This is a genomic window from Actinoplanes sp. NPDC024001 (assembly GCF_040638955.1).
Lineage (GTDB): Bacteria > Actinomycetota > Actinomycetes > Mycobacteriales > Micromonosporaceae > Actinoplanes.
Window position 1 is genome coordinate 1 of the sequence record NZ_JBEZZB010000192.1, and the last position, 17,858, is coordinate 17,858.

A 17,858-nucleotide genomic window follows, 5' to 3' on the forward strand; every position below is an offset into this window, starting at 1 on the left:
GCGGCGCTGAGCGGCGTGGCGCGGCGCGGCGCGGCGCTGAGCGTCAGCTGGGTTGCGTGGCTGACGCTGGGTGTTGGCTTCGCGTCGAGGGACGGCGCTGGGCGCCGGCGGCGCCAAGGGGCCGGCTAGGAAGTGGCGACGGGGACGGCTAGGAAGTGAAAGTGTCGGTGGTGTGGGCGGCTATGAAGTCGAGGTCCGGGTCCCAGCCAAGGCCGGGCGCCGACGGGACGTCCACGAAACCGTCGGTGCAGGTGATGGGCGTAGTGGTGACGTCGCGGGCGTAGTACTTGTCGGAGCCGGAGACGTCGGAGGGGAGCGTGAAGCCGGGCAGGGCGCTCAGGGCGACGTTCGCGGCGCGGCCGATGCCGAACTCGTGCATGCCTCCGCACCAGACCGGGATGCCGGCGGAGCGGGCCAGGTCGTGGGCGCGGACGGCGTGGGTGAGGCCGCCCATCCGGGACACCTTGATGTTGAGGATCCGGCCGGCGCCGAGCCGCAGGGCGGTGACCAGGTCGGCCACGTCCTCCACGGACTCGTCCAGGCACACCGGCGTCTCCAGCGACTCCTGCAGCGTCGCGTGCGCCACCAGGTCTCGTGGTGCGAACGGCTGCTCGATCATCAGCAAGCCGAGCGTGTCCAAATCCTGAAAAACGGAAATGTCCGAAACAGCGTAGGCGCCGTTCGCGTCCACATGCACCGGCACCGAAGGGAAAGCTGAGCGAACAGCACGGACAGGCAAGACATCCCAGCCCGGCGCGATCTTCAGCTTGACCCGGCGGTAACCCTCGGCGACCCGCGACGACACCTGCGCGAGCAGATCGTCGATCGTCGGCTCGATACCGAGCGACACCCCGGCCTCGACCCGCTCCCGCGAGCCTCCCAACGCCGACGCGAGCGGCTCACCCCGCATCCCGGACCACAGCGCCCAGGCGGCCACATCAAAGCCCGCCCGCGCGAAGTGGTTCCCCCGCACCTTGCCGAGCGCCGCAGCCAGCTCCGACGGATGCTCCCACTCGGTGCGCAGCACGATCGGCGCCAGGAACGAGCGGGACACCGCCCAGCAGCTCTCCACCGTCTCCGCCGAATAGAACGGCCCGCTGGGCGAGGCGATCTCCCCCCATCCCACCGCCCCGTCCGTGCTGGTCAGCGCGACCAGGATGTGCTCCAGGTATTTCTTCGCGTGCGAGCTGGTCTGGAACTCGTGCACGAGCGGCAGCCGAACCCGGCGCAGCTCCACCTTCGCGATCCGCATCATGATTCTTCCGTGTAGAGGCCGAGCTCGGACGCGAGGGCGTCCCGGTCGCGCAGGCGGCGGCCGGCGCCCTTGGAGCTGGCGATGGTCAGGGTGGCGAGCAGGTGCAGGGCGAGCACCACCGAGGTGGGCGAGTTCGCGTAGGACGCGCTCTCGGAACCGATCACGATGCTGGCGGTGGCGCTGCCGATCAGCGGCGCGTCGTCGGCGTCGGTGATCAGCACGAGGTCACCGCCGTGCCGCACGTAGGCGGCGGCCACGTCGACGGTCTCCCGCCGGTACCGCTCCATCGAGACCGCCACCAGCAGGTCACCCTGCCGGATGTCGCTGAGCACGTCGAGCGGCCGCAGCGACGCACCGTCGACCAGGTGCACGCCGGAGAGCCCGGCGCTGAGGTCGGAGGCGAGCAGCGACGCGTAGCTGAGCGATTTGCCGGACCCGAGCAGGTAGCGCCGCCGGGCCGACACGATCAGGGCGGCGGCCCGTTCGATGGCGTCCTGCTCGGCGGCCCAGGCCAGGGCTTTGTCGAACTCGGCACGCTGCTGTTCGAGCACCCGCTGCTTGAGGACCTGGGCGGAGCGGCGCTGCACGTTGCGGTCGAACCGCTCGGCGGGGGTGGATCGTCGGGTCGTCACGATTGATCATTCTCGAACGCGTACACCACCCGGTCCGCCGCATCCGGCAGCCGGGTCACGGCCGCCAGCCGGCCGCCGGCCGCGAAACGGTCCAGCAGCTGCTGACGCAGCCAGCCGCGATCCTGCGGGTCGGGCGCCGCATATCGGTCACCCGCGGGCGCCACCACGCTTTCCACCGCCGGCGTACGCCCACGCGCGCCGCCCGTCAGATCCCAGCTGACCAGCACCCGATCGGTGCCGGACGCGCCGTAGAAGTCGGGCAGGAACCGGATCCCGACCGCCCCGAGGACCGCGAAGTTGAAGTGGGCGTTGCGCAACGCGTACGGATCGAAAGTCCACCGCATCGTCCGCGCGCCGGTGTGGCGTGCCGCCGTGGCCTGGGCCTGCTTGAGCAACCGGCCGACGCCGGTGCCCTGCGCGCCGGGCGCGACCACCGCGGCCTGGCTGTAGTGGTAGATCTCGCCGTCCTCGACCGCGCAGAACCCGTAGCAGAACCCGATCATCGCGCCGTCCGGGTCGAAGGCGCCGATCACTGTGCCGGAGTTCTCCCCGAGCGCCGCGAGCAGCCGCGGGCTCAGTCCCCACTCGGGCCCGTCATAGCCGAAGACGGCGCGGTAGAGGGCGGAGGCCGCCGTCCACTCGGCGAGCCCGTCCAGGTCGCGAACCACCGTTCCGGCCATCCGGCGTCACCCCCTCCAGTCGAAAGATAGCGATCGTATAACCGGCATCCTGCCGCCATTTTCGCTCGTTGACAACGCCATGAGCGCAACTTAGCGTTCGCATATGTCGTTCACCGAGGCCCTGCACCGCTATGTGGCCGTCGAGTCGCCCACCGGCGATCCGCGGGCGCTGGCAGCGCTCGCCGAGATGCTGGAGGCGGATGCCGCCCGGGCCGGGTTCAGCACCGCTCGCGAGCCGCACCCCACCGGCGACCACCTGATCTGGACCCTGCCCGCCCGCGACGTGCCGGGTGAGCCGATCCTGCTGCTCAGCCACTACGACACGGTCTGGCCGGTGGGCACGCTCGCTGAGATGCCGTGGTCGGTGGAGGACGACGTGATCCGCGGGCCGGGCGTCTACGACACCAAGTCCGGCATCGTGGCGCTGCTGGCGGCGGCCGAGCGGATCGGCGGCGGGCCGCACCCGGAGCTCCGGGTGATCGTGGTCGCCGACGAGGAGATCGGCTCGCCCACCGCGGGTGACCTGGTGCGCGCCGAAGCGTCCCGGGCGCGAGCGGTGCTCGGGCTGGAGCCGCCACATCCGGGCGGTGACCTGAAGACCGGGCGGCGCGGCAGCACCCGGGCCAGGATCGAGGTGACCGGGATCGAGGCGCACGCGGCGCTCGACCCGGACGCCGGGGTGAACGCCATCGACGAGCTGATCGACCAGCTGATCCGGTTCCGCGCCGCGGTCGGGCAGCGGCCGGTGCTGCTCAACACCGGGACGATCACCGGCGGCGGGCGGACCAACGTGGTGGCCGGGCGGGCGCACGCGGATCTCGGGCTGCGGTTCGTCGACCCGGCGGACGAGGAGGCGGTGCTGGAGGCGCTGCGGTCGCTGCGCCCGGTGCGCGAGCGCGGGCAGGTGTCGGCGCGGCTGCTCTCGCACCGGCCGACCTGGCGTGCGGCGGACGACGGCCTGCTGGAGCAGATCAAACGGATCGCCGCCGGAATCGGGCAGCCGCTGGACGGGCGTCCCGCGGACGGGGCCGCCGACACCAACACGACCGGGGCGCTGGGGCGGCCGACGGTGGACGGGCTGGCTCCGGCCGGGGGCGGTGCTCATGCCCGTACCGAATGGGTGTCGGCCGCGAGCATCGCCTCGCGTGCCGATCTGCTGGCGGCCCTGCTGGGGCCGGAGGGTTTGCGGTGACCGCGACCACCGTGGTGCGCAAGCGGCCTGCCGAGCTCGCCACCCGGATCCTGGCCGGGTCGGGGCTGGCCGGCGCGCTGGTCTGCGGGATCGTCACCGGCACGCCGACGATCTGGGGCCTGCTGCCGATCGTGCTGTTCGGCGCGCTGGTGGTGCTCGGGCTGGGCATGCTGCCGGCCGCCGTGGTCAGCACGGTCGCCGCGCTGCTGGTGCTGCTGCCCTCCCCCGGTGAGCTGGGCGCTCTCGCGGTCGACTCGATCACCAACCAGGTGACGCTGATCGGTGTGATCATCGTGCTCGGCGCGGCGGTCGGCGAGGTGATGCGGCGGACCCGGGTGGCCGACGTGATCGTGCGCGGCTGTGTCGGCCTGGTCGACGGGCGCGGTCCGGTGGTCGCCTCGTTCGCGATCATGATGGCGTGTCTGGTGCTGGTCGCGGCGCTCGGCACGCTCGGCGGGGCGCTCGCGGTGGCGGCGCCGCTGGTCATCCCGGTGGCCGCCCGGCTGGGTTACACGCGCAGCGCGACCGCGGCGATGATGTTCGTCGGTGGGTGCGCAGGCCTGGCGCTGGCACCGTTCGCCGGCTCGAACGTGGCGATCATGTCGGCGGCGGACGCCGGCTACCTGCAGTATCTTCTTTACGGCGCGTTGCCGCTGGTCGTGGTCTCGCTGCTGGTGGGTCTACCGGTCGTGCGCTGGATGCAGCGCCATAGTGACGACCATTACGACGAATCGGATATGTCGGAATCGTTGACATCGCCGGGGCGCCGCGCCGGAGTGGCTACGGCATTCTTCGCGGTGATCCTGCTCGCCGCAGTCACCTGGGCGATCGTCGCGAACGCCGGGATCGTGGTGCCCCTGGTCGCCCTCCCCCTGCTCGGCATCACCACCGGGCTCGTCGGCGGCCTCGGCCTGAGCGGCACGTTGCGCGCGCTGGGCGCCGGCGCCCGCGGGATGCTCGGCATGCTGGCGCTGTTCGTGCTGCTCGCCGCGCTGTTCGTGGCGATCGAGGAGCTGGGCCCGTTCGACGTGGTGCTGGACCTCTACGGCGACCGGATGGCCGGCCTCAGCCCGTTCGCCCTGGCGATCGCCATCGCGCTGCTGGGCTGGGTCGGCGTGCCCGGTGCGACCGCCGCGCAGGTGGTGCTGCTCGACCAGCTCTTCGGTGAGCTCGCGGCGACCGCCGGGATCAGCATGGCCACCTGGATCGTGGTGCTGTTGTTCGCCTCCAAGGCCGACACCTACGGGCCGCTCCCGAACGCCAACATGATCGGCGCGATGGGCCTGGCCCGCTGTCTCAACCTGCGGGCAATCCTGCTCACCGGCTGGGCGATCCTGCTGCCGGCGTGCGCGGTCTACACCGCCCTGATCTTCCTCGAAACTCACTGAAGGGGACCTGACGTGCACGACCTCGTGATCACCGGGGGCACCGTCGTCGACGGCACCGGAGCACCCGGGCGGCGCGCCGACGTTGCGATCGACGGCGGCCGCGTCACCGCGGTCAGCAGCGCGCCGCTCGCCGGCCGGCGGGTGATCAGCGCCCGGGATCGGGTGGTGGCGCCGGGATTCGTGGATCTGCACTCGCACGCGGACTTCACGCTGCCGGCGTCGCCGGGGGCGGTCACGCAGCTCGCGCAAGGGGTGACGACGCTGATCGGCGGGAATTGCGGGCATTCGCCTTTTCCGCTGACCGAGCGAAATCGGGATGCGGGCGGGTTCGCCGGGTTCGATCCGACGACGCTGGGGTGGGAGTGGTCTGATGCGGCGGGGTATGCCGCTGTGGTCACCTCGTTGCGGCCCGGCGTGAATCTGGGCTTACAGGTCGGGCACAACTCGGTGCGGTCGGCGGTTCTCGGCGGCTCGAACCGAGAGCCCAGCCCTTCCGAGTTGTCGGAGATGTCGGCATATGTTGTGTCGGCTGCCGCGCAGGGTGTTCTGGGGTTCTCGACCGGGCTGATCTACCCGCCGGGACTGTTCGCCCAGTCCGGCGAGGTGGTGGAGCTCGTGCGGGCGGCGGCGTCGCGGGGGCTGCTCTACTCGACGCACGTGCGCAACGAGACCGACCGGGTGATCGAGGCGGTCACCGAAGCCCTGGAGACGGCGCGGGCGGCCGGTGCGCGACTGCAGGTCTCGCACCTGAAGAGCATGGGGCCGGGCAACCACGGGCTGGCCCGCACCGCGCTCGACCTGATCACGCGCGCCCATGCCGACGGGCTCGACGTGGCGTGCGACGTCTACCCGTACACCGCATCAAGCACCTCGCTCGCCTCGCGGCTGCCGGCCTGGGCGCTGGAAGGTGGCGCCCCGGCCGTGGCCGAGCGGCTGATCGATCCGGTCACGCGCGACCGCGTCCTGGACGGCCTGCGCGAGCGGTTCGGCCGCGACATCGATCCCTCCGGGATCGTGCTGGCCGAACTCGGGCCCGGCCCGTTCGCCGACCAGGCCGGCCGGTCACTCACCGACATCGGTACGGCCATCGGACAGCCCCCGGAGATGGTGGTGCTGCTGGTGCTCGCCGGGCACGGGGACGTGGCGATCGTCAACCACGCGATGGCGGAGGACGACGTACGGACGGTGCTCGCCTCTCCCCTGGCCGCGGTCGCCAGCGACGGATGGATCATGGACGCGTCCGGCCCCGGGCATCCACATCCGCGCAGCTTCGGCACGTTCGCCCGGGCGGTCGGGCACTACGTGCGCGACGCCGGAGTGCTGCCCCTCGAAGAGGCGATCCGCAAGTCCACCTCGCTGCCCGCCTCCCGCGCCGGGCTGACCGGCCGGGGCCGCCTGGCACCCGGCACGGCCGCCGACGTGGTGGTGCTCGACCCGGACCGGATCACCGACCACTCCACCTACGACCAGCCGTGGCAGCTCGCCACCGGCGTGGACACCGTGCTGGTCAACGGCGTGATCGCGGTCGACGGCGGCGAGATCACCGGCGAGCGCGGGGGTGAAGTCCTGCGCCGCTGACCCGGATCGCGGGTATGGTGACTCCAAGGAGTGCATCGATGCCTGACGATGACGATCGCCGCATTCTCGCCGAGCTGGAACGCGAGTTCGAACGGCCGTTCCCCACCATCTCGGTGCTCTGCGTCCTGCTCTTCCTCGCCTTCCCGATCGTCATGCTGCTGTTCGGCTGGCCGGGTCTGCTGACGACGATCGGCCTTTTCGCGCTGGCCGTAACGGCCGTGTTGCTGCGCCGCTGGCTGGCGTAGGCTCCGGCCCGATGGCCGATCTTGTACATCTGACGCCGGAGTGCAACACCCGCCGGGTGCGCCGCTCCGGCGTCGCCGCGCGCAGCCACGGCTGGACCGGCGAACGCGGCTTCTACTGCATGCCGGTCCTGCCGTCGTTCACCCTCACCCACCAGTGGGTGCGCGAGCTGCGGCGCTGGAAACCCGGCGTGCTCGTCGCCGTGCACGTGCGGGTTCCCGACGACGAGACGGTCACGGTCGGGCGTTACGGCCGGGCGCCACAGCGGGTCCGGCTCGCCGAGGCGGTCGCGATCGTTCGCGACGCCGCGGACCCGCGCGGCTACGAGATCTTCGTGCCCCGCGCGGCCGGCGCCGCGGAGGTCCGGCGCGTGCGCGACATCCCGCAGGGCATCGGCTGGCGCTACCAGCCCGATGCGCACGGCCGCCGGCCCTGCACGTGCCCGGCCTGCTTCCAGCCGGGTACGCCGAAGGCCGGCCGGCTGCGGCAGCGCCTCCGGAGCAGCCGGTTATAGCGCGCCGGCACGTCCGGGGAGATCATCGACGCGCTCTAGGAGCTGGGCGGTCGCGGCGGGGCCGAGGAACTGACATACCTGGTCGGCCACCCGGACCCGGATGTCCGCGAGGCGCTGGTGCTCGCCCTGGACAGCTACCGCGGGCGGGCCGCGTGGCAGCTACTGGTCACCCAGCAACTGCGGGCCGCCCGGCGGGTGCGAGCCGCCCGGCAACTACGGCCCGCCCGGCAACTGCGAGCCGCCCGCCAACTGCGAGCCGCCCGCCAACTGCGAGCCGCCCGGCAACTACGGGCCGCCCGGCAACTACCGGGCCGCCCGGCAACTACGGGCCGCCCGGCGGCTGCGGGCGTCACTCGACGACGGCGGTGAGACCCTCGCCTGACCGGTTCGCGGCGATCAGCGCCTCCACCCGGTCGATCACGGCCGGCAGGCCGCCGTCGCCGATGCGGCTGCCGGCCCGCAGATCGGTCAGCTGGCGCAGCACGGTCAGGTGCTCGCCGAGGTCGGCCGGGCCGCGCGGGAAACTGTGCTCGGCCAACTCGGCGACGACCGACGGGACGGCGCCGACCACGTGCCCGAGCTGCGGCCCCGCGGTGGTGGCGAACTCGGCGACGTCGATGCCGGCGGCGCGGACCGTGTCGAGCGCGCGGAGCAGGCCGAGCTGGGCGTCGTACCAGAGACCGAACAGCGCCAGATCCCAGACCGCGGCGGCGTCCGGAGCGGTGCCGACGAACCGCGGCGGGCTCAACAGCCGCAGCGTGTCCACGTGCTGGTCGAAGGCGGCCCGGTCACCGCTGTAGAAGATGGTGGCCGCGTCGGTGCCGATCGCTTCCGGGGCGGCCTGGACGCCCGCGTCCAGATAGCGGGCGCCCAGGCCGGCGACCGTCTCGGCGGTTCGGCGCGCCTCAGCCGGTGTGCCGGTGGACAGCGTGACCACGGTCCGCCCGTCCAGGCCGGGAGCGAGCACGGCCAGGACGGCGTCGACCGCCCGGAAGTCGGTGAGCGTGAGCAGAACCAGATCGGCCGCCGCCACCGCATCGGCGACCGACGGCGCGGCGCGGGCGCCGAGATCGATCAGCGGGCCGAGCCGCTGCCGGGTGCGGTTCCAGACCACGACGTCACGGCCGGCCTCGCGCAGGCGGTGCGCGACCGCCGTACCGATGGCGCCGGTTCCGAGCAAAGCGATGCTGTCAGCCATGCCGCCATGCTCGGACCTCAACCTTCCTTCAGGTCAAGCCATGACGTCCAGGAGGTCGCCGCTCTCCAGCACGTCGCGCATCCTGTGCAGGCTGACACCCTTGTCCCGGAAGAGCGCAACCAGGTCGGAAGGGCTGCCCGCCCGCGCGGTCACCTGCTCCGACTTCATGCCGAGCAACTCGCCGAGCTGCTCCAGCTTCTCCGCGTCCCGCAGTCCGGCGTTCTCCCCACGCGGCGCCTTCGGGTCCGGCAGGCTCCGCTGCGCCGCGATCCGCTCCGCCGTCGCCCCGGCGTCGCCGGCGGCGACCGGCAGCCACGCCCGGATCGCCGAGATCAGCTGCCCGTGCGGCACACCCCGGTCCGCAGCGATCTCGTTGAGGCTGCGGCCCAGCTCCAGCTGGTCCTTGAGCGTGCCGGAGCTGAGGTCGAGCGCGTCGGCGACCCTGGTCAGCGGGTCGACCCGCTCGTTACGCCCGGGCGAGATGTAGACCCGTCCCGACGTGATGCTGCTGATGGTGGTCAATCGTGCTCCCCACATCCGGCGGGGCTTGGATCACCCCACGTGGGCGGTGACATCGGCGGCGAAGCGGGCGGCCTGCGGATTCATCGGGTATGTCACAAATCCCCCTGCTCCCTTGCGGCCGGTCGCCCACCCGTCGAGCCGGCGCCGCGCGACACCACCAGCGGCGGGTCCGCGCGCGACGACCGCCCCGCCAGACTCGGCGGCGTCGCGGCTTTCGGTCGCGGGTGTGGCTGCTTGATCAGCACCCGAAGGGCCCCCTCCCCGTTGATCAGCAGCCTCCCGGCGGGCATCAACACTGGGAGCCGCCAGCATGCGATCGACGAAGGCACAACCTCCGACAGGCCGCAACCTGATGCCAGCGCCGGCATGTACCCACTGCTGGGAAGCGATCGCTCATCCGGCAACGGAGAGAAACGGATCGCCGGCGAGCAGGATGGCGACCGTCAGTGTGGCGGCGAGCCCGGCACCGGCGGCTGCGGTAAGCCAGGTGCCGCGGCCGGACGCTGGGGCTCGGGATGGGAGCAGGCCGGCAGCGACGCCAACTGTCAGGGTGAGCATGGCCAGCATGGCGAGTGGCCGGACGGCGTAGATCCACGCCGAGTGAAGCGGGTCCTCGAAGTCCGGCAGGTAGCGCAGCAGCACGCCGGCGCTGACCGTCAGAGCTGCGATTGGTGCGGCCAGGAGCGCGTCGCCGAGGCCTGCGGCGCCGCGCAGGCAAAGAAGCAGCAGGATGACAGCGAATCCGGCTGCGGCGGCCGTCCACCAGTCGCGTTCCGCTTCTCGATACGGTTCTACGGCGTTGATCGGTAGCAGCCAGCGCGTGGCGAGTGCGGTGAGGCCTGCGAGGAGACCGGTGACCGCGACCGATCCGGCTCGGCGGCCCAGGCCCGCGGCGACCGCGATGGCGAGCACGACCATGCCGACGGCGGTGATGTTGCGCCACTCCGCATAGAAAGCGCCCTGGACCAGCACGCCGATCGGACCGTCGGGCAGGCCGAACAGGGCCAGCGGAAGCGGTACGGCAAGGACCGAGCCGATCCAGAGCGCCCCGGCGAAGGCGGGCACGCTCAGAGCGGTCGTGATCAACCAGCCCCGCTCCCGGCGCCACCACCTGACCGGAAGGCCAAACCACCGCGCGTCGCCGCTATCCACGGATCCGGCCCCGGCGGCAGACGAGCTCGACGACAAGCCGTCAACGTGCGTGCTGACGCCCGGCCCCGGCGCCACATCAGTAATGACAGGAACAAGGGGCGGCACCTGCCTTTCCGCCGCCTGTGGCGTGGAACCAACGGCGGGGGGAGGCGGTGATGCACGGCCGAGTACCGCAGGCGACACCGGCAAGGCGGAATCGGCTGCCACGGACGCGGGCGGCTCTACGGGCAGCGAAGCTGCGGCCGTGGAAGGCACCGCAGGCACCGGAGTCGCGGACGAAGACGACACCGCCGCCGCTGAACCCGCGGCCGAAGGAGGCATCGAGGGCAGCGCAGCCGCAGACGGATAAGAGGCCGCGGACAGCGAAGCTGCGGGCGCGGACGGCTCCGCAGGCGACAGAGCTGCGGATGCGGAAGGCACCGCGGGCGGCAAAGCTGCCGGCGCTGCGGGGTCGGGTGCGAGCAAGGCCGGCGCGGGGGCAACGGTGGGCCGGCGGCGGACCGTGAACAGGGCGAGCGTCAAACCGGCAGCACCGGCTGTTGCCAGCGGCAGGTAGAGAACGACCCGCCAGCCGGGCGCACCGGCCACGGTGAGCATGGCGGCCGGGTCCAAGGTCAGGAGGGCGCCGGCGGCGACGCCGGCCGCCAGGCCGAGAATGGCGGCGCGGGGTGGCACGCCGGCCGGGCGGTCACCATCGGCCCGGCGCGACAGGATCTCGGGACGCAGCCACAGGGCGAGGGTCCAGGTGGTGGCCAGCAGCGCACCGGCCAGCAGGCCGGCCACGAAGCGGGGGTACGGCTCCAGCGGCGTCGCCAGGAACGCAGCGGTGAGGATGGCCGTACCGAAGGTCCACAGAATCACCGTCAAGGCGGATGCCGTGGCGGCCGGGAGGACTGGCAGCGACGCCGGGGTGTTCAGGACCGCGAGCCGGCGGCCGGGCGCCGGGTGCATGGACAGCAGACGGGACAGGCGGCCGGAAGCCTCAGGCGGCGCGGCGGCGAACATGGCCCGCAGCGCCGGAAGGGAACCGGCGCGGGCGGCATGGGAATCGGCCTCGTGTTCGCGGGCCCGCATCACGCTGCGCGCCAGCAGATAGGCGGCCAGCCACAGCACGGCGGCCCGGGCCAGGTATTCCAGCCAGAACAGGCGGTCGCTCAGGCCGCCGTCGACGGCGGCCACCAGCAGGGGTACGGGCAGCATCACCGGCAACGCCCACAGGGCGGACCGGGTCAGCCAGACCAGGGTGACGTCGCCGGCGGCCAGGTGGGCGGTCTCGTGACGCAGCACGGCGTCCAGCCGGTCCTGCGGGAGCCGCCGCGCCCCCGGGGGCAGCACGATCCGGGTGGCGCCGTTCGACCGTACGGTGAAAGGCTCGCAAAGATGCCAGGGACCGAACTCGACCGCCGGCGCGCGACGGACCCCGAGTTGTGCGGCGATCGCGGCCGCCCGGTCGCGCAGCGGGCCGGGCGCCGGGCGCAGCGGGCCGAGGCGGCGCAGCAGGCGCCGCGGCAGCAGCCAGGCGAACGCCACCGCCAGCGCGAACGTGAGCAGGGCGCCGGCCACGTCGAAGAGGGCCAGCCGGTGTTCGGCGGGCGCCCGGCACTCGTTGAGGATCCGCTGCCGTTGCGGGATGTCGTCGATCGGGGGAATCGACGACAGGCAGGCGGCGGTCGTGGCGACCCAGTCCGCTCCGAGCAGTTGCAGGTGGGCGACCCGCCCGGCATACGCCCCGGCCAGCAGCAACACCACGATGACCAGCACATACTGGCCGCGGGTGGCGGAGCGCGGACGGCGGACCGCCGGGCTCACGTCTCGTCGGCGACGCGCAGCCGCAGCGCGCCGATCACCGCCTCGGCGAGCTGGTGGGCCTCGTCGTCGGGCAGGTGGCCGGCGGCGCGGTCGCGGATCAGCCGGAACACCTCCTGTTCCTGCTCGGGCGTCAGCGGGCCGGCGGCGGGGCTGCGGCGGAAGGCGGCGCCGAGTTTCTCCCGCGTGGCGTTGGTCAGGTATTTCGCGGCGTCCTCGACAGCGCTGTTGAACACGGCGCCGGCGAGCAGCGACACCGCGGAGAGCACCACCGGGACGATCGAGGCGATCTCCACGCCCATGCCGACCGGTGGCCGCACCCGCGTGCGGGACTGTGGGGCGGTGCGGAACCACTCCGCCGCCGCGTCGAAGTCTTCCAGCTCTTGCGGGTACGCCGTGCGCACCACGGACTCGCTGATCTCACGCACCTCTGTCCATTGTGCCTCCACAGCCCGATTATGGGCCTCGCCGTCACATCTTGCGTTTCTGCGCGGTCTCAGCTACTGACGAGAGGTGAGATCACCATGGTGAGGACGGCACCGCTGCTGACGTACGGCAGCGCACGGGGACGATGGACGCTGGCGGCGACCGTCGGCGGATCGGCGATCGCGTCGATCGACGCGACGGCGGTGAACATCGCCCTGCCCGCGATCGGCAACGAGTTCGACACCGACCTGTCGGTGCTGCAGTGGGTGGTGACGTCGTACACGCTGACGCTGGCCGGCCTGCTGCTGGTCGCCGGGGCGCTCGGCGACCGGTACGGCCGTCGCCGGGTCTTCGACATCGGCATCGTCTGGTTCGCGCTGGCCTCGGTGCTGTGCGCGGTGGCGTGGAACCCGGAGACGCTGATCGGCGCGCGAGCGTTGCAGGGTGTCGGCGCGGCGCTGCTGACCCCGGGCAGCCTCGCCATCCTGGAGGCGGTGTTCGTGCCCGCCGACCGGGGCAAGGCGATCGGCGCCTGGTCCGGGCTGACCGGGGTGGCCAGCGCGATCGGCCCGTTCCTCGGCGGCTGGCTGATCCAGGCGGCGTCGTGGCGGTGGATCTTCGCGATCAACCTGCCGATCGCCCTGGTGGTCGTTCTGGTGTCGCGGCGGCACATCCCGGAGTCGCGGGATCCGGAGGCGACCGGGCGGGTCGACATGGTCGGGGGTGTGCTGGTCACGCTCGGGCTGGTCGGCCTCACGTACGGATTGATCCAATGGCCGTCGGTGGCCGCGCTGGGGCTCGGTGTGGTGCTGCTGGCCGCGTTCATCGTCTGGGAGACGCGCACGCCGGCGCCGATCCTGCCGTTGCACCTGTTCCGTTCCACCCAGTTCACCGCGACGAACCTGGTGACGTTCATCGTCTACGGCGCGATGGGCGGGGCGTTGTTCCTGCTGCCGCTGCAACTGCAGGAGGTGTCCGGTTACACGCCGCTGCAGGCGGGCATCTCGCTGCTGCCGGTCACGGTGATCATGCTGCTGTTGTCGGCGCGTTCCGGCGCGCTCGCCGCGCGCATCGGCCCGCGCCTGCAGATGAGCGCGGGCCCGGTGCTGGTCGGCCTGGGTTTCGCGCTTTTCGGCATGATCGGATCGAGCGGTACGTACGTGACGGAGGTCCTGCCCGCGGTGACGGTGCTGGGTCTCGGTCTGGCGGTGACGGTGGCGCCGCTGACCGCGACCGTGCTGGCCGCCGTGCCGGCCCGCCATGCCGGGGTGGCGTCCGCGGTCAACAACGACGTGGCCCGGGCTGCGGCGCTGATCGCGGTCGCGGTGCTGCCGGCGGCGGCGGGGATCACGGGTGCGGCCTACATGAATCCCGCCGAGTTCACCGACGGCTTCCACACCGCGTCGATGATCTGCGCCGGGTTGTGCGTGTTCGCGGGGGCGCTGGCGGCGGTGACGATCCGCAACGAGACCCGGCCGCCGGCGGCCGCGCCGTCGCAGCCGTGGCACTGCCAGCTCGACGCTCCGGTCCCGCGGGCCGCCGTCACGCCCTCACCGGGTGCCGAGACGGCGCCGTAACAGCGCGCGTTCCGGTTCGGTGCCGGCCAGTTCGAGGGCCTGCCGGTAGGCGGCCGCCGCCTCGTCGCGGCGGCCCAGGCGGTCGAGCAGGTCGGCACGGGCCGCGGCGTACGGGTGGTGGCCGCGCAGCAGCGGCTCCCCCGCCAGCCTGTCCAGCAGGTCCAGACCCGCCTGCGGGCCGTCGCGCATGGCCACCGCTGCCGCCCGGTTCAGCTCCACCACCGGAGACGGTGTCAGCGCCAGCAGCACGTCGTAGAGCGCCACGATCTGCGGCCAATCAGTGCTCGCGAAGTCGGGAGCCTCGTCGTGCAGGGCGGCGATCGCCGCCTGCACGCCGTACGGGCCGGGCGGGCCGCCGGTCAGGGCGACCACCACCAGCCCGCTCCCCTCCTCGATCATCCGGCGGTCCCAGCGTGACCGGTCCTGCTCGGCGAGCAGGAGCAGGCCGCCCTCCCGGGCGTCGCGGCGGGCGTGCACCAGCAGCATCAACGCCAGCAGGCCGGGGATCTCCCGCTCCCCGGGCAGGAGCCGGTACAGGATCCGGGTGAGGCGGATCGCCTCCTCCGCGAGATCGGGGCGCTGCGCCGCGTACCCCTCGGTGAAGATCGAGTAGATCGCCTGAAGGACCACCGGCAGCCGTTCCGGCAGTTCGTCGGCGCCCGGCACGCGGAACGGGATGCGCGCCTCGCGGATCTTCTTCTTGGCCCGGGTGATCCGCTTGGCCATCGTCTCGGCCGGCACCAGGAAGGCCCGCGCCACCTCCGGCGTGGTGAGCCCGCCGAGGCAGCGCAGGGTCAGCGCGATCCGGTCCTCGGCGGCCAGCGCCGGGTGGGCGCAGGTGAAGAAGAGCTGAAGCCGCTCGTCGGGCAGCTCACCGCCCGGCTCCACCGGCGGGACCGGGCCGGCCCGATCGGCCTCCACCTGCAGCACCGCCAGCCGGGTCGCCAGGACCCGGTCGCGCCGCAGCCGGTCGACGGCCTTGCGGCGGGCGGTGGTCATCAGCCAGGCGCCCGGCTTCGGCGGCACACCCGAGGCCGGCCAGTGCGTCAGGGCCGCCTCGATCGCCTCGGAGGTGACCTCCTCGGCCAGGTCCAGGTCGCCGAAGCGGCGGACCAGGGCGGCCAGCAGACGGCCGTGCTCCTCGCGGAACACGGCCTCCACTGACTCCATCTCAGAAATCCGCGACCGGGCGCACGGTGATCGAACCGTCGATGGCGCCGGGGCAGCGGGCCGCCCAGTCGAGGGCCGCGTCCAGGTCGGGCACGTCGATCACGTAGAACCCGCCCAGGATCTCCCGCGTCTCCGCGAACGGCCCGTCGGTCACCGTGCGCTTCCCGTCGGCTCCGACCCGTACGGTCGTGGCGGTGACCAGGTCGGCGAGCGACTCGCCGGAGACGAAGATGCCCGCCTCCTTGACCTCCTTGTCGTAGGCCATCCAGTCGGCCGGGGTGCAGGCCGGCGGCTTGCCGGCCTCGTCGACGGCGTCCGCGTTGATCAGCAGCAGGTACTTCATGGTGTCTCCTCCGGTGTCCCGTCGTTCTTCCTACGCCATCTCTACGAACGGGCTCACCGGGCATGGACACCGCCGCCGGAAAAAGTAGGCTGCCATCGACGATTCCACACGGCTTCACCACCGATTCACGGTGGCTCCTTAGCGTCTGCTTCGACCACGGGAGGAAAGTTCCATGATTCGTCGAGTTCTCTGCACGCTTCTGGCGGCCTCCGCGCTGCTGTTCTCCGGGGCGACCGCGGTGCAGGCGGGCGACCGGCACGGGGTGCGGCCGCTGGCGCGGGCGCACGCCCACAACGACTACGAGCACGAGCGGCCGCTGTTCGACGCCCTGTCGCACGGTTTCACCAGCGTCGAGGCCGACATCTACCTGGTCGGCGGGGAATTGCTGGTCGGGCACGACCCGGAGGACCTGGTGCCGGGGCGGACCCTGCAAAGCCTGTACCTGGATCCGCTGGCCCGGCTGACCAGGACCGGCAAGGTGCGCAAGCTGCAGCTGCTGGTGGACATCAAGAACACCGGGGCGGCCACCTACACCGAGCTGGACCGGGTGCTGCGCTCCTACCGCAAGATGCTCACGTCCTACCGCAACGGGCGGGTCCACCGGGATTCCGTCACCGTGGTGATCTCCGGCGACCGGCCGCGTGAGCTGATGCAGGCCCAGCGGGTGCGGTACGCGTTCTACGACGGGCGCAGCGCCGACCTGAACTCCGGGGTGCCGGCCTCGTTCATCCCGCTGATCAGCGACAACTGGAACAACCTGTTCACCTGGCAGGGGGTCGGCCCGATGCCGGCCGCCGAGCGGGCCAAGCTGCGCCAGTTCGTGCGTGACGCGCACGCGGCCGGGCAGCGGGTGCGGTTCTGGGCCACGCCGGACGCGCCCGGCCCGGCGCGGGAGGCGGTCTGGCGGGAGCTGGTGGCCGCCGACGTCGATCACATCAACACCGACGACCTGGCAGGGCTGGAGGCGTTCCTGCGGTCAGGTGCTCGGCAGGCTGCCGCGTAGCGCGGCTGCCGACTGACGCGGGTCGTAGTCGGGGGCGACACCGTCCACCAGGATGATGTCGCCCTCGATGTGCCGGGTCCGCAGCGGCAGGATCTCCAGGTACGCCGGGGAGGCGTACCACGCCTTGGCGGCAGCCATGTCCGGGAACGCGATCATGACGACGGTGCCGGGCCAGGTGCCCTCGACGACCTCGACCTCGGCCATGTGCACGAGGAAGCGGCCGCCGTACGGGTCCATGGTGTCCTGGATCCGCTCGATGTACTCGATGATCTCCTCGTTCATCCCGCTGGGACGGAGGTGGGCGATGGCGTAAGCAGTCATGCACCGAATCTTCGCCGCGGCAGGCGGGCCGTGGCGATTACCCGGGAGGTAATGGCGGCGGTTACCGGGCGGACCTGGCACGCCCCGCAGTGAACCGGCGCCCCGCCCCCGGCGTAGGCCTCATCAAGTCGATGGGGCCAGGTGATGCGCAGTGTCGGTGTACGCGAGCCCGCAGTGGTGGTGGCGTCTCCTGATCGTGGCGGCCGGGATGGCCGGGCTGTACAGCGGCAGCTACAGCGTGGTGGCGTACACGACGCAGAGCGCGCTGATCGTGATCGGCTACTACGCGGGCGTCCTGTACTGGATGGCCCGCCGCCGCACGGTCGACGCGGCCGCGCCCCGCCTGCGGGCGGCGGTGATGTCGTGGATCCTGCTCAGCGGGCTGGTGGCGCACTTCGTGCTGGCCGGCGGGGAGAACCCGCTGCTCGGGCTGACCGCGACCGGCACGGCTGACCTGCTGGGCAACTGGTCGCACTTCCTGCTGCACTACGCGCTGCCGGCGATGGTCTTCCTGGACTGGCTGGTGTTCCGGCCCTACGGCGCGGCCCGCTGGGGTGATCTGGTCGGCTGGATGCTGTTCCCGCTCGGCTACGCGGGTGTCGTCCTGGCTCGCGGCGCGCTTTTCCCGTCCGCCGGTTTCCGCTACCCGTATCCGTTCCTCAGCCCGGAGTTCCAGGGCTGGACGGGGGTCGGCTCGTGGATCCTGGGCCTGGCCATCTCGTTCGCGGCGATCGGCACTGCGCTCATCTCCATCGACCGGCTCCGCGCACCGGCCAGCGCGCCGCAGCGATCGCCGTCGTCCGCGCCGGCGGACCAGCACGGCGCGCAGCCGGCTGACCAGCACGGCGCGCAGCCGGC

The 17,858-nt window shown here is 72.3% G+C and carries 19 protein-coding genes; 9 read left to right on the forward strand and 10 right to left on the reverse strand.

Annotated features, from left to right (window positions below):
• Window positions 1-148 precede the first annotated feature (148 nt).
• From menC to AB0F81_RS43835, 3 genes are read right to left on the reverse strand one after another with little or no spacing between them, the layout of a single operon-like run.
• Window positions 149-1,255 (reverse strand): o-succinylbenzoate synthase, encoded by a 1,107-nt coding sequence (gene menC, locus AB0F81_RS43825; protein WP_360208773.1) that lies wholly within the window; start codon window positions 1,253-1,255, stop codon window positions 149-151.
• Entirely contained in the window at window positions 1,252-1,887 is a 636-nt protein-coding gene (locus tag AB0F81_RS43830) for an SIS domain-containing protein (protein ID WP_360208776.1), read from the reverse strand. Before AB0F81_RS43830 ends, menC begins: the two co-directional genes overlap by 4 nt.
• Window positions 1,884-2,567 carry a GNAT family N-acetyltransferase gene (locus AB0F81_RS43835; RefSeq protein WP_360208779.1) on the reverse strand — a complete coding sequence of 228 codons (684 nt, stop codon included), beginning with the start codon at window positions 2,565-2,567 and terminating at the stop codon, window positions 1,884-1,886. The genes AB0F81_RS43830 and AB0F81_RS43835 overlap by 4 nt, the downstream gene beginning before the upstream one ends.
• Window positions 2,568-2,670: 103 nt before the next feature.
• Here AB0F81_RS43835 and AB0F81_RS43840 point away from each other — a divergent pair, with 103 nt between their 5' ends.
• From AB0F81_RS43840 to AB0F81_RS43865, 6 genes are all read left to right on the forward strand, one after another.
• The gene (locus tag AB0F81_RS43840; protein WP_360208782.1) at window positions 2,671-3,759 is read left to right on the forward strand and encodes a M20/M25/M40 family metallo-hydrolase; all 1,089 of its coding nucleotides are present in this window, start codon (window positions 2,671-2,673) and stop codon (window positions 3,757-3,759) included.
• The gene (locus AB0F81_RS43845; RefSeq protein ID WP_360208785.1) at window positions 3,756-5,147 is read left to right on the forward strand and encodes a Na+/H+ antiporter NhaC family protein; all 1,392 of its coding nucleotides are present in this window, start codon (window positions 3,756-3,758) and stop codon (window positions 5,145-5,147) included. Before AB0F81_RS43840 ends, AB0F81_RS43845 begins: the two co-directional genes overlap by 4 nt.
• Window positions 5,148-5,159: 12 nt before the next feature.
• Window positions 5,160-6,725 carry a D-aminoacylase gene (locus AB0F81_RS43850; protein WP_360208787.1) on the forward strand — a complete coding sequence of 522 codons (1,566 nt, stop codon included), beginning with the start codon at window positions 5,160-5,162 and terminating at the stop codon, window positions 6,723-6,725.
• Window positions 6,726-6,763: 38 nt separating this feature from the next.
• On the forward strand, window positions 6,764-6,970 hold the full coding sequence (locus AB0F81_RS43855; protein ID WP_360208790.1) for a DUF3040 domain-containing protein: 207 nt from the start codon (window positions 6,764-6,766) through the stop codon (window positions 6,968-6,970).
• Window positions 6,971-6,981: 11 nt separating this feature from the next.
• Complete coding sequence (locus AB0F81_RS43860) at window positions 6,982-7,482, forward strand: hypothetical protein (RefSeq protein ID WP_360208793.1); 501 nt, start codon at window positions 6,982-6,984, stop codon at window positions 7,480-7,482.
• A 100-nt stretch (window positions 7,483-7,582) separates the two neighbouring features.
• A complete protein-coding gene (locus AB0F81_RS43865; RefSeq protein ID WP_360208795.1) occupies window positions 7,583-7,864 on the forward strand; it encodes a hypothetical protein in 282 nt (93 codons plus the stop codon).
• Here the strand turns inward: AB0F81_RS43865 and AB0F81_RS43870 are convergent.
• From AB0F81_RS43870 to AB0F81_RS43885, 4 genes are all read right to left on the reverse strand, one after another.
• Entirely contained in the window at window positions 7,832-8,680 is an 849-nt protein-coding gene (locus tag AB0F81_RS43870) for an NAD(P)-binding domain-containing protein (protein WP_360208798.1), read from the reverse strand. The genes AB0F81_RS43865 and AB0F81_RS43870 overlap by 33 nt on opposite strands.
• 33 nt (window positions 8,681-8,713) lie before the next feature.
• Entirely contained in the window at window positions 8,714-9,202 is a 489-nt protein-coding gene (locus AB0F81_RS43875) for a hypothetical protein (protein WP_360208801.1), read from the reverse strand.
• Window positions 9,203-9,595: 393 nt separating this feature from the next.
• Entirely contained in the window at window positions 9,596-11,917 is a 2,322-nt protein-coding gene (locus tag AB0F81_RS43880; RefSeq protein ID WP_360208804.1) for a M48 family metalloprotease, read from the reverse strand.
• A 242-nt stretch (window positions 11,918-12,159) separates the two neighbouring features.
• Window positions 12,160-12,588, reverse strand: coding sequence for a hypothetical protein (locus AB0F81_RS43885; protein WP_360208807.1), 429 nt, complete (start codon window positions 12,586-12,588; stop codon window positions 12,160-12,162).
• Window positions 12,589-12,684: 96 nt separating this feature from the next.
• Here AB0F81_RS43885 and AB0F81_RS43890 point away from each other — a divergent pair, with 96 nt between their 5' ends.
• Window positions 12,685-14,163, forward strand: a complete 1,479-nt coding sequence (locus AB0F81_RS43890) for an MFS transporter (protein WP_360208810.1) — start codon at window positions 12,685-12,687, stop codon at window positions 14,161-14,163.
• Here the strand turns inward: AB0F81_RS43890 and AB0F81_RS43895 are convergent.
• Both AB0F81_RS43895 and AB0F81_RS43900 read right to left on the reverse strand, forming a co-directional pair.
• On the reverse strand, window positions 14,137-15,333 hold the full coding sequence (locus tag AB0F81_RS43895) for an RNA polymerase sigma factor (protein WP_360208813.1): 1,197 nt from the start codon (window positions 15,331-15,333) through the stop codon (window positions 14,137-14,139). The genes AB0F81_RS43890 and AB0F81_RS43895 overlap by 27 nt on opposite strands.
• A 1-nt stretch (window position 15,334) precedes the next feature.
• Entirely contained in the window at window positions 15,335-15,676 is a 342-nt protein-coding gene (locus AB0F81_RS43900; RefSeq protein ID WP_360208815.1) for a YciI family protein, read from the reverse strand.
• Between the two features lie 172 nt (window positions 15,677-15,848).
• On the opposite strand from AB0F81_RS43900, the gene AB0F81_RS43905 reads away from it, so the two are divergent.
• A complete protein-coding gene (locus AB0F81_RS43905) occupies window positions 15,849-16,679 on the forward strand; it encodes a phosphatidylinositol-specific phospholipase C/glycerophosphodiester phosphodiesterase family protein (RefSeq protein ID WP_360208818.1) in 831 nt (276 codons plus the stop codon).
• Here the strand turns inward: AB0F81_RS43905 and AB0F81_RS43910 are convergent.
• The gene (locus tag AB0F81_RS43910) at window positions 16,653-17,000 is read right to left on the reverse strand and encodes a DUF1330 domain-containing protein (protein WP_360208821.1); all 348 of its coding nucleotides are present in this window, start codon (window positions 16,998-17,000) and stop codon (window positions 16,653-16,655) included. The two genes, AB0F81_RS43905 and AB0F81_RS43910, sit on opposite strands and share 27 nt — an antisense overlap.
• Window positions 17,001-17,151: 151 nt before the next feature.
• On the opposite strand from AB0F81_RS43910, the gene AB0F81_RS43915 reads away from it, so the two are divergent.
• Window positions 17,152-17,858: Pr6Pr family membrane protein (locus AB0F81_RS43915; RefSeq protein ID WP_360208824.1), on the forward strand; the 707-nt coding region annotated here is incomplete at its 3' end.

Coding starts and splice junctions, on each gene's coding strand:
- AB0F81_RS43895 (WP_360208813.1), bottom strand. CDS start 15,333: ATGGAGTCAGTGGAGGCCGTGTTCCGCGAGGAGCACGGCCGTCTGCTG.
- AB0F81_RS43890 (WP_360208810.1), top strand. CDS start 12,685: ATGGTGAGGACGGCACCGCTGCTGACGTACGGCAGCGCACGGGGACGA.
- AB0F81_RS43840 (WP_360208782.1), top strand. CDS start 2,671: ATGTCGTTCACCGAGGCCCTGCACCGCTATGTGGCCGTCGAGTCGCCC.
- menC (WP_360208773.1), bottom strand. CDS start 1,255: ATGATGCGGATCGCGAAGGTGGAGCTGCGCCGGGTTCGGCTGCCGCTC.
- AB0F81_RS43900 (WP_360208815.1), bottom strand. CDS start 15,676: ATGAAGTACCTGCTGCTGATCAACGCGGACGCCGTCGACGAGGCCGGC.
- AB0F81_RS43860 (WP_360208793.1), top strand. CDS start 6,982: ATGGCCGATCTTGTACATCTGACGCCGGAGTGCAACACCCGCCGGGTG.
- AB0F81_RS43870 (WP_360208798.1), bottom strand. CDS start 8,680: ATGGCTGACAGCATCGCTTTGCTCGGAACCGGCGCCATCGGTACGGCG.
- AB0F81_RS43910 (WP_360208821.1), bottom strand. CDS start 17,000: ATGACTGCTTACGCCATCGCCCACCTCCGTCCCAGCGGGATGAACGAG.
- AB0F81_RS43865 (WP_360208795.1), top strand. CDS start 7,583: ATGTCCGCGAGGCGCTGGTGCTCGCCCTGGACAGCTACCGCGGGCGGG.
- AB0F81_RS43835 (WP_360208779.1), bottom strand. CDS start 2,567: ATGGCCGGAACGGTGGTTCGCGACCTGGACGGGCTCGCCGAGTGGACG.
- AB0F81_RS43905 (WP_360208818.1), top strand. CDS start 15,849: ATGATTCGTCGAGTTCTCTGCACGCTTCTGGCGGCCTCCGCGCTGCTG.
- AB0F81_RS43855 (WP_360208790.1), top strand. CDS start 6,764: ATGCCTGACGATGACGATCGCCGCATTCTCGCCGAGCTGGAACGCGAG.